Origin of the sequence: Streptomyces sp. WZ.A104 (genome assembly GCF_002382885.1) — a bacterium.
Taxonomy (GTDB): domain Bacteria; phylum Actinomycetota; class Actinomycetes; order Streptomycetales; family Streptomycetaceae; genus Streptomyces.
Map to the genome: position 1 here is coordinate 36,909 of NZ_NWVL01000029.1, position 12,529 is coordinate 49,437.

Sequence of the window (12,529 nt, forward strand, 5' to 3'; positions counted from 1 at the left end):
CACCGGCAGTTGGCCGCTCCCGGTGGCGGGCAGCTCCCACGAGCTCACCGGCCCGCGGCCCCTCCGCACACCGACCGGTGAGGGGCTCAGGAGAGGAGACCGGCCAGCCCTTCGGTCCGGGCCAGGCGTTCCAGCTCGTCCAGGGCTGAGGCCGCCGCCCCGGCCGCCGCCGGGTCGCGACCGGCCAGGCCGCTCGCCTCGAACTCGTCCTCGTCGAGCCGGAGTACGGACGAGCCGTCCGCCGACACCCACAGGTCCAGGTCCAGATCCTCGACTTCCAGCACCCCGTCGGCCAGGACGGCGGGCCGGGTGATGTCGCAGTACCAGCCCTTGAGCCCGCCGTCGCCGCCCCGGACCTCCTTCACCGCGAACCACCGGTCACGCCAGTAGTGCTCGGTGAGGACATCGCCCGGCTCGAACCGGACGAAGCCGAAGTCCCGCACCCCGGGCGCGGCCCACGGGGCCCGTACGGTGATACGGACGCTGTCGTCGCGGACCAGCTCCGCCGGATACCTGATCTTGGTGCGGCCCGCCTTGGTCAGGGCGACGACCACGTCCCGGGCGCCGCCAGCGCGGGGCGCGCCGGGCTCAGGGGAGGGTGCGGACATGCCGGACCTCCGTGGCGCAGACCGTGTAGCCGAACCACTCGTTGACGGCCAGCATCGGCCCGTTGCCCGCGTCGTTGGAGGTGTACGCGTCCGTGTACCCGGCGGCCCGCGCCCGGTGCAGCGAGTCGTTCTTCGCGAGCTTCGCCAGGCCCCGCCCCCGGAAGTCCCGCAGGGTGCCGGTCATGGCGCTCAGATAGGTCCGCGCTCCGTCGGTGGTGGCCGCGCTGAACGCCGCGACCTTCCCGTCCACCAGCGCCACCGAGGTCAGCTCCTGGTCGAAGGCCGGATGCCGCCAGATGTTCGTCAGCCAGTCCTCGTAGTCGTCCAGCTCGATGGGGATGTCACCCGGCTCGTCCGCCGTCGCCTCGACGTCCGCGTCGAACAGTGGCCGGGGATCGTCGGCGAAGTCGGCGCCCGTCCTCAGCTCGACGCCCGCCGGAACCTCCTGACGCGGCGGCAGGGAACCGCCCGCCAGGTCCAGACGCTGGAAGTGGGCGGAGCGCTTGGGCAGATAGCCCCGGTCATGGGCGAAGCCCAGGCTCTCCGGGTTGTCCAGGACCCACGCGTACACCACCGTGGCCCCGGCCTGCGCCAGGTGCTCCTCCGCCGTGCTCAGCAGCAGCGAGCCCGCGCCGCGGCCGGTGCGGCCGGGGCGCGTGTGCGGGGTGACGAACCCCTGCCCCGGTTCCGGACTGTCGTGGCTGATGCCCGCCTGCGCCGTACCGATGATCTCACCGTCCTCCTCGGCGACCAGCAGCCGGTAGTGCCGGTCCGGATGGGCGTGGGCCTGGTCGTGGAGTACCTGCTCGGGGGTGGCCACCATGTAGGGGACCGAAGCCCGGCGGACACGGGTCCACTCCTCGGCGTCGGACGGCCGGAAATCGCGCACGATCACAGTCATGCGGGGGACGGTAGGTGCAGCCGGGCCCCGGGCGCCTCTCCTTTTTCGCCGGTGTTGGAGAACCGGATTTCCGCCGGTGGGGGAGAATCGGCCCGTGACTGAGAAGCCCGTGACTGCGAAGATCGTGCTGGACCCGGACTCCGGCATCGCCCCGTACGAGCAACTGCGCAACCAGCTTTCCGAACTGGCCCGCTCCGGAGCCCTGCCCGTCGGCCACCGCCTCCCGACCGTACGCGGCTTCGCCGAGGAGCTGGGCCTCGCCGCCAACACGGTGGCCAAGGCCTACCGCGCCCTGGAGTCGGACGGCGTGATCGAGACCCGGGGCCGTAACGGGACCTTCGTCGCGGCCGCCGGGGGAGCGGCCGAGCAGCGGGCCGCGACCGCCGCGCAGAGTTACGCGGAGACCGCCGAGCGGCTCGGCCTCACCCGGGAACAGGCCCTGGCACTCGCCCGGGACGCGGTGCGGGCCGCGTACGGGGACTGATCCGTAGTACGGGGACTGATCCGTAGCCTTGTCCGTGCCCGCGGTCGTCCTGCCCCGCGCGGCAGGGGGCGTACGTCAACCGCCAGCAGTTACAAGTACAGCCCCGCGTCCGCCCCCGCGTCCTGCTTCGGCACCGAAGCGGGGCCGATGCCCCGGCGCAGCGCGTACAGCTCGGCGAGCGTGTTGCCCTCCCGGCTCACGCCCTCCTCCGTGCCCAGCCAGGCCGACGACTCCTGGCGGGTCAGCCCGCCGACCTCGATCCGGGCCAGACACCGGCCCGGCCGGACGACCGCCGGGTGCAGCCGCTCCAGGTCCTCGTTGGTGGTGACCCCCACCAGAACGTTCCGGCCCTGGCCCAGCAGACCGTCCGTCAGGTTCAGCAGCCGGGACAGAGCCTGGCCCGCCGTGTGCCTGGCCTCGCCGCGGATCAGCTCGTCGCAGTCCTCCAGGAGCAGCAGCCGCCACCGGCCGCCCTTCGCCGAGCCGTCGTCCTCGCCGATCGCGATGTCCATCAGATAGCCGACGTCGTTGAACAGCCGCTCGGGGTCCAGCACGCAGTCGACCTGGCACCAGTCGCGCCAGGAGCGGGCCAGAGTGCGCAGGGCCGAGGTCTTGCCGGTGCCGGGCGGGCCGTGCAGCAGGAGCAGCCGCCCCGCGATGTCGTCCGGGGTCACCTTCATCAGCCGGTCCATGGCGTCGGCCACCGGCGCGGTGTAGTTGGGGCGGACCTCGTCCCAGCTCCCGGCGGTGATCCGGCGGGTGGTGCGGTAGGGGCCGCGGCGCGGGGAGACGTACCAGAAGCCCATGGTCACGTTGTCGGGCTGGGGCTCCGGCTCGTCCTGCGCCCCTTCCGTGGCCTCGCCGAGAATCCGCTCCGCGAGCTCCGCGCTGGTCGCGGTGACGGTGACGTCAGCGCCGCGGTTCCACCGGGAGGCCAGCAGGGTCCAGCCCTCGCCCTCGGCGAGCGTGGCGCTGCGGTCGTCGTCGCGGGCGGCCCGCAACACCGTGGCGTGCGGGGGCAGCAGGGTCGCCCCGGCCTTGACCCGGTCGAGGGACGAGCTGTGCGCGTACGGCTGCTCGCCCGTCGCGAAGCGGCCGAGGAAGAGCGCGTCGACGACGTCGGACGGTGAATCGCTGTCGTCGACGGTGAGCCGGATCGGCAGAGCGGATTCGGGGGAGGCAGGCATGGCGTCCATGATCCGGCACGGGGGCAGCCCGTGCACCCGGGTTTCCCCAGGAAGCGCGGCGGGAACTGACGGGAGCTCACCGGGGCCCGAGGGCGCACCGGGTGAACTCGCGGGGGCGGACGGAAGCACTCCGGATCTATTTTTGGCATGGACACTTCCAGTGTGGTCGGGGTGCTGCTACTACGGAGTAGGCAGATACCCCCTGCTCAAGGAGGTCCCATGAAAATGTCCAGACTCGTGGCGTTCTCGTCCTCTCTCCTGCTCGGTGCAGTTCTCGCCCTGACCGGTGCGGGGATCGCGCACGCCGACGCGTCCGTCAAGGCCGTCGACTACGTCGCGCTCGGCGACTCGTACTCCTCCGGCGTCGGAGCCGGCGCTTACGACGGCTCCAGCTGCAAGCGCAGCTCCCGCGCCTACCCCGCCCTCTGGGCAGCCGCCAACTCCCCCGCCTCGTTCCACTTCACCGCCTGCTCGGGTGCCCGGACCAACGACGTCACGAGCGGGCAGCTCGGACCGCTGAACGCCTCGACCGACCTCGTGTCGATCTCCGTCGGCGGCAACGACGCGGGCTTCGCGGACGTCATGACGACCTGTGTCCTGCAGTCCGAGGCGGCCTGTCTCAACCGGATCGCCACCGCCCGCGCCTACGTCGACTCGACCCTGCCCGGCCGGCTCGACTCCGTGTACGCGGCGATCCGCGCCAAGGCCCCCTCGGCCCAGGTCGTCGTCCTCGGCTACCCCCGCTTCTACCGGCTCGGCGGCAGCTGCATCGCCGGTCTGAGCGAGAAGGAGCGCGCGGCCATCAACGGCGCGTCCGACCACCTCAACACGGCCACCGCCAAGCGCGCGGCGGACCACGGCTTCACCTTCGGCGATGTCCGCCCCACCTTCACCGGACACGAGATCTGCTCGGGCAACTCCTGGCTGCACAGCGTGAACTGGCTCAACATCGGTGAGTCATACCACCCCACCGCCGCCGGACAGTCGGGCGGCTATCTCCCGGTCCTCAAGTCCGCTCTCTGACACACGAGTTCCGCCACCCACCGTCCCCCACGCGGGAGTCCTCGCCGATCGAGGCCTCCCGCTCCACGGTCGAGCGGCGGGCAACCCAAGGGGCAAACCCGCCGAACTGCCCCAAGTCGCCCTGGAATCGCGCGCATTCGGTAACGGCCTGTCAACCTCCGTACGTGTGTGCGCAATCCTGTGGCCGGGATACACGGGTGTCACTGAGGGACGATAGGGTTAACCTGCCCGGACCGGGTGCCCTTGTACGGGTGGGGAGTGACATGGAACAGATAACGATGCGGAGCAGGGCGCGTGTACCTGCCATTACCTGCGGAAGCGGTGCGACCAGTACGCGCCTCGACCGCCATCTGGCGGTGCTCGGCGGCCCCGTCGTCCCGCAGCGCGAGTCGGCGGAAGCGACGCTGCTGATGCGCGAGCTGACCTCGCGTGACGTCTCGCACACCCGCAGGAGCAGGAGCGCGCGCGTCTCGCTCTTCGCGCCGCTGCGGCGACTGCGGCGTTCGCTCTTCGGCAGCCGCCGCTGACCCACGCGCGTCATCGCCCTCCGGACCGGCCCACCGCTCGGGTCGGCTCAGGCGATCACTCCGTCCCGGCGCAGCGCCGATGTCTGTTCGTCCGTCATCCCCAGGGCACGCAGCAGCACATCGGTGTGTTCACCCAGCGCCGGTACGGACCCCATCCGCGCCTCCTCGCTCCCCGGCAGCGTGATCGGCGGCAGCAGCGCCCGCAACGGCCCCACCGGCGACCCCACCTCCCGCCACCGGTCCCGCGCCGCCAGCTGCGGATGCGCCGCCACGTCGGCCACCGTGTTCAGCCGGGCACAGGCGATGCCCGCCGCCTCCAGCCCGGCCAGCGCCTCCCGCCCCGTAAGCTTCGCCAGCGCCCCGGCCACCGCCTCATCGGTCCGTTCACGGTGGGCGGTGCGTGCCGCGTTCGTCGCGAAGTCCGGGTCCTCGGCCAGCTCGGGCCGCCCGAGCACCTGTTCCGTCAGCCGCCGCCACTCCCGGTCGTTCTGCACGGAGAGCAGCACCTGCTCGCCGTCCGCCGTGGCGTAGGCGTCGTACGGGGCGATCACCGAGTGCGCGAGCCCGGTGCGCTCCGGGGGTGTCGAGCCGTGCATCCCCTGGTGCAGCGGATGACCCATCCACTCGGCCAGCGCGTCCAGCATGGACACTTCCACCGGCCCGCCCCGCCCGGTGCCCGCCCGCCGCAGCAGCGCCGCCAGCACCCCCGAGAACGCGTACATGGCCGCCGCGATGTCCGCCGCCGGAACGCCCGCCTTCACCGGCTGCCCGGCGGTCCCGGTCACCGAGACCAGGCCCGCCTCGCACTGCACGAGCATGTCGTAGGCCCGCTTGTGGGCGTACGGTCCGCCCGCCCCGTAACCGGAGATGTCGACCGCCACCAGACGCGGGTGTTCGGTGCAGAGGGCCGCGGCGTCGAGGCCGAGCCGGGCCGCCGCCCCCTGCGCCAGATTCTGCACGAACACATCGGCCCCGGCGATCAGTTCACGCACCACAGCCAGTCCGCGCGGGTCCTTCAGGTCGACGGCCAGGGACTCCTTGCCCCGGTTGCACCAGACGAAGTGCGAGGCGAGACCGCGTGCCGCCGTGTCGTAGCCGCGCGCGAAGTCGCCGCCGTCCGGACGCTCCACCTTGATGACCCTGGCTCCGAGGTCGGCGAGCTGCCGGGTGGCGAAGGGGGCGGCGACGGCCTGCTCGACGGCGACCACGGTGAGGCCTTCGAGGGGGAGGGGCTGAGTGTTCATGGCCCGTGCTTACCCTGCCGACCGGCCCTTCCGCCACCCCCGGCCCCCCTCGTACCAGGGTCCTGCGCCCTCACAGCAGCGCGAACTGTCCCTCCGGCCCTTCCTCCTGGTGCCCCAGGACCGAGGCGGGGCGCCGTGCTGAGGCCGGGACCGGCAGCACCCCGGCCGCCCGCAGCTCGTCCCGGGAGATCAGCGGCACCCCCTCCAGCCGGGACCGCAAGGCCTCCCGCCGGGGGCGCAGCCCGTCCAGGAGCGTCAGTACGGAGACGAGCTCCAGCAGCTCCGAGGTCCACTCCCGGGTCCACCCACGCGCACCGACCGCCGCCAGCCCCTCCGCGCCCTCGGCCGCCGCACCCGCCGCTGCCGCCGCCCGGCGGGTGAACCAGAGCTCCAGCACCCGTACGCCGCTCACCCTGAACTCCCAGGCCCCCGCCGCCACCGGCGAGATCCGGCCATCGCCGACGATCAGGACCTCGGCCTCCGCGTCGTACGCGATCTCCGTCGGCCGGGCCGGGAGCGCCGCCCGTACATAGGGCCTGCGCCCGCCCGGCAACCGGGGGCGTTCCCCGCCCCGGGCCCCGCGCAGCTGGATGCGCGTCAGTTCCCGGCCCAGCTCCACTCCTTGTGCCCACACCTCGGCGTCGGCGGGCAGCGGGACCCGGCAGCCGGAAGGCGAGGGCCGGGCGGCGGCCAGGGCCCAGGCCAGTACGGCTTCGGGGGTGATCTCCGGCCCCAGCCGGGCGCGCACCACATCCAGCAGGCCCGGTGCCAGATTGGGTTCGGTGGCGCCGGGCCGCCGGTACAGCGGCCTGATCCGGCCCGGCCGCCCGGCGGGGGAGTGGCCGTCGGGGAGGAGACGGCTCACGGACAGGGGGAGGGGCCCGGCGGACCGGGGCACATAACCGTGTTCGACCGCGAAGAGCTGCTGCCCGTCGGCGACCCGCCACAGCTCCGGGCGGGCCGCGTCGATCAGCCGGTGGTCCGGGAGCAGCCACTGTTCGTCGAACGGTCCGTGCAGGATCCGTACGGGACCGGGGCAGTCGCCCGGCTCTCGGGCGAAGCGGCCCGTCCCGGTGGACTGCCCGGGCAGTGCGGCGACCGATGTGTGCGGCGTACGGGTACGGGTGGGGCCGAACAGCCGCTCCTGCTCGGCGCCCTCGGCGGCGGCCAGCCGCTCCCAGCGGGCCCGGAGCGCGGCGGGGTCGGGGCCGCCGATCCAGGAGCGGCCGGTCCTCAGCGGACGCACCGACCACGGCATCAGCTCGTCCAGCGGTACGAACCCGTCGAGCGGCGAGGAGGCGTCCTGCGGTGAGGAGCCTTCCTGCGGTGAGGGAGCGTCCGGCGGTGAGGACTCCGTGTCCCCGCCGGATCCGGCCGCCGCCGTCCTGCGCGCTGCCACCGAGCCGTCCTCCCCTGTCCGCAGTGACCCTCGCGCATCGTAGCGGCGGGGGCGGGCACGCGGGATCGGGTCAGTGCGCCTCCACCGTCACGGAGAACGAGAAGCGGTCGCCCCGGTAGCGGATGCGGGCCACGTCGACGACGCGCCCCTCCTCGTCGTACGTCACGCCCGTGTAGTGCAGGATCGGGCTGAGCAGCGGGACCCGGAGCAGTTCGGCGGTGACCGGGTCGGCGAGGCGGGCCTCCACCGTGTCGGTGATCCGGGAGATCTTCACCCCGACGGCATCGCGCAGGACCTTGGTCATCGGCCAGCGTTCCAGGTCGGTGACGTCGATCCGGGCGGCGACGTCGGGACGTACCGCGTTCTCCGCCCAGTTGGTCGGCTCGTCGCTCTCGCCGTCGCGGCGCAGCCGCCGGTAGCTGACCACCTCGCCGCAGTCCGGGAAGAACTCCGCGAGATCGCCCGGCACCGGTACCGCCCCGTGGCCGAGAACCGTCGTCGCCTCCCCGGACTGCTGGGCGACGATCGCGTCGACCGAGCCCAGCAGCCGCACCGGCGAGACCCGGCGGGCGCGCGGCTCGATGAACGTGCCGCGCCGCCGGTGCCGGCTGATCAGCCCTTCGGTCTCCAGCTCCTTCAGTGCCTGGCGCATCGTGAGCACGCTGACGCCGTAGTGCGCGGCGAGCTGCTCCTCGGTGGGCAGCCGGGCGGAGGCGTCCTGCGGGCGGCCCAGTATCGAGGCCCGCAGCGACTGCGAGACCTGATACCAGAGCGGCAGCTTCCGGTTCAGTACGAGGGAGTCGGGGGCGAAGGCGGGCGGGTGGTGTGGCTGGTCCACGCCGCTGTCCGCCCCGGCCTGCTCATGGCTCTCGGTCATGTCCGTCCCCGTCACGTCCCGTCCTGTACCGCCCGTGCGTGCTCTTCCGGTGCCGACTACGGCCGGCGGGTGCCGCCTACGGCCGGAAGTTGCGGCTCAGACCCTGCCACACGTCGTCGTAGCCGCGTTGCAGGTGGTCGGCGGTGGCCGCCTGGGCGGTCGCCGTGACCGGCCAGCGGGTCTCGAACATGAAGGCCAGACCGTCGTCGATCTTCTGCGGCTTCAGCTCCGCCGCGCTCGCCCGGTCGAAGGTCTCCCGGTCCGGGCCGTGGGCCGACATCATGTTGTGCAGGGAGCCACCGCCGGGGACGAAGCCGTCGGCCTTCGCGTCGTACGCCCCCTCGATCAGGCCCATGTACTCGCTCATCACGTTCCGGTGGAAGTACGGCGGCCGGAAGGTGTCCTCGCCGACCAGCCAGCGCGGGGCGAAGACGACGAAGTCCACCCCGGCGAGCCCCGGGGTGTCGGACGGCGAGGTCAGGACCGTGAAGATCGACGGGTCGGGGTGGTCGTAGCTGATCGTGCCGATCACGTTGAATCGGCGCAGGTCGTAGACGTACGGGGTGTAGTTGCCGTGCCAGGCGACGACATCGAGCGGCGAGTGGTCGTACGTTGCCGACCAGAGGTTCCCGCAGAACTTGTTCACCACCTCCACCGGGCGGTCGTCGTCCTCGTACGCGGCGACGGGGGAGAGGAAATCCCGGGCGTTCGCCAGGCCGTTGGCGCCGATCGGGCCGAGGTCGGGCAGCGCGAACGGGCGGCCGTAGTTCTCGCAGACGTAACCGCGCGCGGTCTCCTCCAGCAGCTCCACCCGGAAGCGGACGCCGCGCGGGATCAGCGCGATGTGGCCCGGTTCGGCGCGCAGCAGGCCCAGTTCGGTGCGCAGCAGCAGCCCGCCGCGTTCGGGCACGATCAGCAGCTCGCCGTCGGAGTCGCCGAACACCCGGTCCGTCATGGAGGAGTTGGCGTGGTAGAGGTGGATCGCCATCCCGCTGCGCTGAGTGGCGTCCCCGTTGCCGCCCAGCGTCCAGAGCCCGCTGAGGAAGTCCGTGCCGGGCGCGGGGTCGGGCAGGGGGTTCCAGCGGAGCCGGTTCGGGTCGGGCGCCGACTCGGTGAAGGGCGCCGAGCGCAGCCCGCCGTTGTCGATCCGGGTGAAGGCCGGGTGCGCGGCGGAGGGGCGGACTCGGTAGAGCCAGGAACGGAGGTTGTGGGCGCGCGGCTCGGTGAAGGCGGAGCCGCTCAGCTGCTCCGCGTACAGCCCGAGCGGGGCGCGCTGGGGGGAGTTACGGCCGTGCGGCAACGCCCCGGGGACCGCCTCCGAGCTGTGCTCATTGCCGAATCCGGAGGAGTACGTCAGCCCCTCGGCCGTCTTCCTCGCCTGCTCGATCGCGCTCATCCCGCACTCCTGGTGCCCAAGAAGCCCTCGGATCCGCCGGACAACGAATCCTATGCTCTACCGTAGGAATAGGAGTGGGGGGACGTCAACGGCATACGGCACGTGGCGGGCCGTTCGTGGTGGGTACCGGCTTCCCCGGAGGGGTGCCGCCGCTGTTCGGCGGGCGCGGGGGCCACGGCATCATGGAGCCCGTGCCCCATGCGAACCCGAACCTCCGCCGCGCTCCCGTGCAGCAGCGCAGCGCCGACCGCCTGGCCCGGATACTCGACGCCTGCGCCGCGCTCCTGGACGAGACCGGCTACGAGCAGCTCACCACGCGTGCTGTCGCCGAGCGCGCCGAAGTGCCGATCGGCTCCGTCTACCGGTTCTTCTCCAACAAGCGCGCCCTTGTCGACGCCCTCGCGCTGCGCAACCTGGACAGTTACGCCGAGCGCATCGCCGCCCGGCTCGCCGCCCTCCCCGCCGACGACTGGCGCGCGGCCATCGACGCGGTGCTGGACGAGTACCTGGCGATGAAGCGGACCGTTCCCGGGTTCGCCCTGGTCGACTTCGGGCCGCCGTTCCCGGCCGAGGACGCGTCGGACGACGCCAACCGGCGCCTGGCGGACCGGCTCGCCGGGCTGCTCGCCGGGCATCTCGGCCGCCGGCCCGACGAGGGTCTGTCCCGGGCGATCCTGGTCAGCGTCGAAGCGGCCGACGCCCTGCTCCAGCTCGCCTTCCGTACGGACCCGCCCGGCGACGTGGCCATCGTCGCCGAGACCCGGACGCTCGTCAGGGCGTACCTCGCGCAGACGCTGGACTGACTGACTGACTGACTGACTGACTGACTGACTGACTGACTGAGCTGAGCGCGCGGGCGTGCGGGCTCGCGTGCGGGCGGCGGGCGTGCGGTCGGCGGGCCGCGAGGGCCTCGGCGGTCTGCCTGGCCGGCGCGGACCACCTGAACACGAAGCCGACCCTGTCTTGCATTCAGGGCATAAGATGTTGCTCATGACGCAAGAGAGTGGTGAGCTGGACAGCCTCGTACGCAGACGTATCCGCGCGCTCCGGGTCGCGCAGGGCTTGTCGCTGGAGGAACTGGCCACCCGTGCCCACCTCAGCCAGTCGTCGCTGAGCCGCATCGAGAACGGCCGGCGGCGCCTCGCCCTCGACCAGCTGGTCACCCTCGCCCGCGCCCTGGACACCACGCTGGACCAGCTCGTGGAGACCGCCACCGACGACGTCATCACCAGCCCGACGATCGACAGCGTTCACGGCCGGATGCGCTGGACCCTGAAGGCCGACCCCGGCATGAGCGTGGTGCGCCAGCGCCTGACCGACCCCCCGCCCGACAATCCCGCCCGCATGCGCGCCCATCCGGGGCGCGAATGGCTCGTCGTGCTGTCCGGCACCGCGATCCTCATGCTCGGCCGGCGCCGCTTCCGCGTCGAGACCAACCAGGCCGCCGAGTTCCCCACGATGATGCCGCACGCGATCGGCGCCGAGGGCGGGCCCTGCGAGATCCTGGGCCTCTTCGACCGGGATGCCCGCCGTGGCCACCAGCGTGACGACGGCGACGACGCTCCCGAGTGACGGCGCTCCCGAGTGACGGCGCGAGCCCGCGTGGCGGCCTCCGGGGCGGTCACCTCTTGTCCTGCGCCGTGCTCCTTGTCCCGCGCCGCGCTTCCTGTTTTGCGCGTCAGGCAGCATCCGCCGCCATCGGCTTGCGAAAGCGGCAAGATGTTTCGCCCCTGGCGCATAGCGGTTCTAGGGTGAAGAGCATGAGCCAAACACACCCGCATACCCACCACCACGGCGCTTCGCCCGGCCACCACCACGAGCGGGACAGCGCTGGGCAGGCGGAGATCCTCGACCTGGACGCCGAAGTCCTCGCCGAGCACACCGCCTCCATCACCGCATCGCTACCCCTGCGGAACGGCCCCCACCACGTCGTGGACCTGGGCTGCGGCACGGGCGCGGGCACCTTCGCCCTCCTCGACCGCTTCCCCGACGCGTACGTCACCGCTGTCGACATGTCCGCCGAACACCTCCGGCGCCTGCGCGCCAAGGCGTGTGCCCGCGGGGTCGAGGAACGGGTGCGCACCGTGCAGGCCGACCTCGACGCCGCCGCCTGGCCCGACCTCGGCTCACCCGACCTGATCTGGGCATCGGCCTCGATGCACCACATGACCCACCCCGAGCGCGCACTGCGCACCGTCCGCGACACGCTCGCCCCCGGCGGCCTGTTCGCCGTCGTCGAACTGGCCGGCCACCCACGATTCCTGCCCGAGAACGCTCCCCAGGGCAGCCCCGGCCTGGAAGACCGCGTCCATGCCGCAGCCGACCGCCGCCAAGCCGAACACCTGCCCCACCGCGGCGCCGACTGGGGCCCGATGCTGTCCACCGCCGGCTTCACCGTCGAGGACGAACGCACCATCACCGTGAACATCGAGGGCGACCGCGGCGAAGCGATCGGTCGTTACGCCCTCGGCGTCCTGAGCCGCATCCGCGGCGCCGTCGCCGACGAACTGTCCCCCGAGGACCTCACCGCGCTCGACCAGCTCCTCGACACGGCTGACCCGCGAGGCATCCTGCGCCGCGACGACCTGACGGTACGCACCGAGCGCACCGTCTGGGCCGCTCGCCGCGCCTGACCCCGGGCGGGGGTGCGAGGAGATCGTGCCCGGCCGGTGCCGCCCCCGGTCGGTGCCGCCCCGGTCCACGTCACCCCGGCCGACGTCGTCTCGGTGTGTGCTCCCGTCGCTGTCGCCCCCCGGTCCGCGCCGTCGTCGATCCGTGCCGTACGACGCCTCCCCGCCGTGCGTACCGGTCGGTATGCTCGGTCCCGCCGGGGCTCCCACCCCCGCCCGGCCCATGTCCGCGTGCCGTCGCCGCAGCCGCCCC

The 12,529-nt window shown here is 72.8% G+C and carries 13 protein-coding genes; 6 read left to right on the forward strand and 7 right to left on the reverse strand.

Annotation, left to right across the window (positions count from 1 at the left end):
• Nucleotides 1–86: 86 nt before the first annotated feature.
• A complete protein-coding gene (locus CIB93_RS17380; protein WP_179500147.1) occupies nucleotides 87–608 on the reverse strand; it encodes a DUF402 domain-containing protein in 522 nt (173 codons plus the stop codon).
• Nucleotides 589–1,509 carry a GNAT family N-acetyltransferase gene (locus tag CIB93_RS17385; RefSeq protein ID WP_096627796.1) on the reverse strand — a complete coding sequence of 307 codons (921 nt, stop codon included), beginning with the start codon at nucleotides 1,507–1,509 and terminating at the stop codon, nucleotides 589–591. Before CIB93_RS17385 ends, CIB93_RS17380 begins: the two co-directional genes overlap by 20 nt.
• Nucleotides 1,510–1,618: 109 nt before the next feature.
• On the opposite strand from CIB93_RS17385, the gene CIB93_RS17390 reads away from it, so the two are divergent.
• The gene (locus CIB93_RS17390; protein ID WP_096627883.1) at nucleotides 1,619–1,993 is read left to right on the forward strand and encodes a GntR family transcriptional regulator; all 375 of its coding nucleotides are present in this window, start codon (nucleotides 1,619–1,621) and stop codon (nucleotides 1,991–1,993) included.
• Between the two features lie 89 nt (nucleotides 1,994–2,082).
• On the opposite strand, the gene CIB93_RS17395 is transcribed toward CIB93_RS17390, so the two are convergent.
• The gene (locus CIB93_RS17395; RefSeq protein WP_096627885.1) at nucleotides 2,083–3,180 is read right to left on the reverse strand and encodes a DUF5925 domain-containing protein; all 1,098 of its coding nucleotides are present in this window, start codon (nucleotides 3,178–3,180) and stop codon (nucleotides 2,083–2,085) included.
• A 219-nt stretch (nucleotides 3,181–3,399) separates the two neighbouring features.
• Between CIB93_RS17395 and CIB93_RS17400 the strand changes: the two genes are divergently transcribed.
• The gene (locus CIB93_RS17400) at nucleotides 3,400–4,203 is read left to right on the forward strand and encodes an SGNH/GDSL hydrolase family protein (RefSeq protein WP_096627797.1); all 804 of its coding nucleotides are present in this window, start codon (nucleotides 3,400–3,402) and stop codon (nucleotides 4,201–4,203) included.
• 263 nt (nucleotides 4,204–4,466) lie between these two features.
• Nucleotides 4,467–4,730 carry a hypothetical protein gene (locus CIB93_RS17405; RefSeq protein ID WP_096627799.1) on the forward strand — a complete coding sequence of 88 codons (264 nt, stop codon included), beginning with the start codon at nucleotides 4,467–4,469 and terminating at the stop codon, nucleotides 4,728–4,730.
• A gap of 47 nt (nucleotides 4,731–4,777) precedes the next feature.
• On the opposite strand, the gene CIB93_RS17410 is transcribed toward CIB93_RS17405, so the two are convergent.
• The 4 genes from CIB93_RS17410 to hmgA form a co-directional block, all read right to left on the reverse strand.
• Nucleotides 4,778–5,974 (reverse strand): CaiB/BaiF CoA-transferase family protein, encoded by a 1,197-nt coding sequence (locus tag CIB93_RS17410; protein ID WP_096627801.1) that lies wholly within the window; start codon nucleotides 5,972–5,974, stop codon nucleotides 4,778–4,780.
• 70 nt (nucleotides 5,975–6,044) lie between these two features.
• Entirely contained in the window at nucleotides 6,045–7,373 is a 1,329-nt protein-coding gene (locus CIB93_RS17415; RefSeq protein WP_096627802.1) for a type ISP restriction/modification enzyme, read from the reverse strand.
• A gap of 70 nt (nucleotides 7,374–7,443) precedes the next feature.
• Nucleotides 7,444–8,250, reverse strand: coding sequence for a GntR family transcriptional regulator (locus CIB93_RS17420; protein WP_096627886.1), 807 nt, complete (start codon nucleotides 8,248–8,250; stop codon nucleotides 7,444–7,446).
• Between the two features lie 76 nt (nucleotides 8,251–8,326).
• Nucleotides 8,327–9,646 carry a homogentisate 1,2-dioxygenase gene (gene hmgA, locus CIB93_RS17425; protein WP_096627804.1) on the reverse strand — a complete coding sequence of 440 codons (1,320 nt, stop codon included), beginning with the start codon at nucleotides 9,644–9,646 and terminating at the stop codon, nucleotides 8,327–8,329.
• A 182-nt stretch (nucleotides 9,647–9,828) separates the two neighbouring features.
• Between hmgA and CIB93_RS17430 the strand changes: the two genes are divergently transcribed.
• From CIB93_RS17430 to CIB93_RS17440, 3 genes are all read left to right on the forward strand, one after another.
• Nucleotides 9,829–10,449, forward strand: a complete 621-nt coding sequence (locus CIB93_RS17430; RefSeq protein WP_096627888.1) for a TetR/AcrR family transcriptional regulator — start codon at nucleotides 9,829–9,831, stop codon at nucleotides 10,447–10,449.
• Between the two features lie 187 nt (nucleotides 10,450–10,636).
• On the forward strand, nucleotides 10,637–11,218 hold the full coding sequence (locus tag CIB93_RS17435; protein WP_218839786.1) for an XRE family transcriptional regulator: 582 nt from the start codon (nucleotides 10,637–10,639) through the stop codon (nucleotides 11,216–11,218).
• A 188-nt stretch (nucleotides 11,219–11,406) separates the two neighbouring features.
• Entirely contained in the window at nucleotides 11,407–12,279 is an 873-nt protein-coding gene (locus CIB93_RS17440) for a class I SAM-dependent methyltransferase (RefSeq protein ID WP_096627808.1), read from the forward strand.
• Nucleotides 12,280–12,529: the final 250 nt, after the last annotated feature.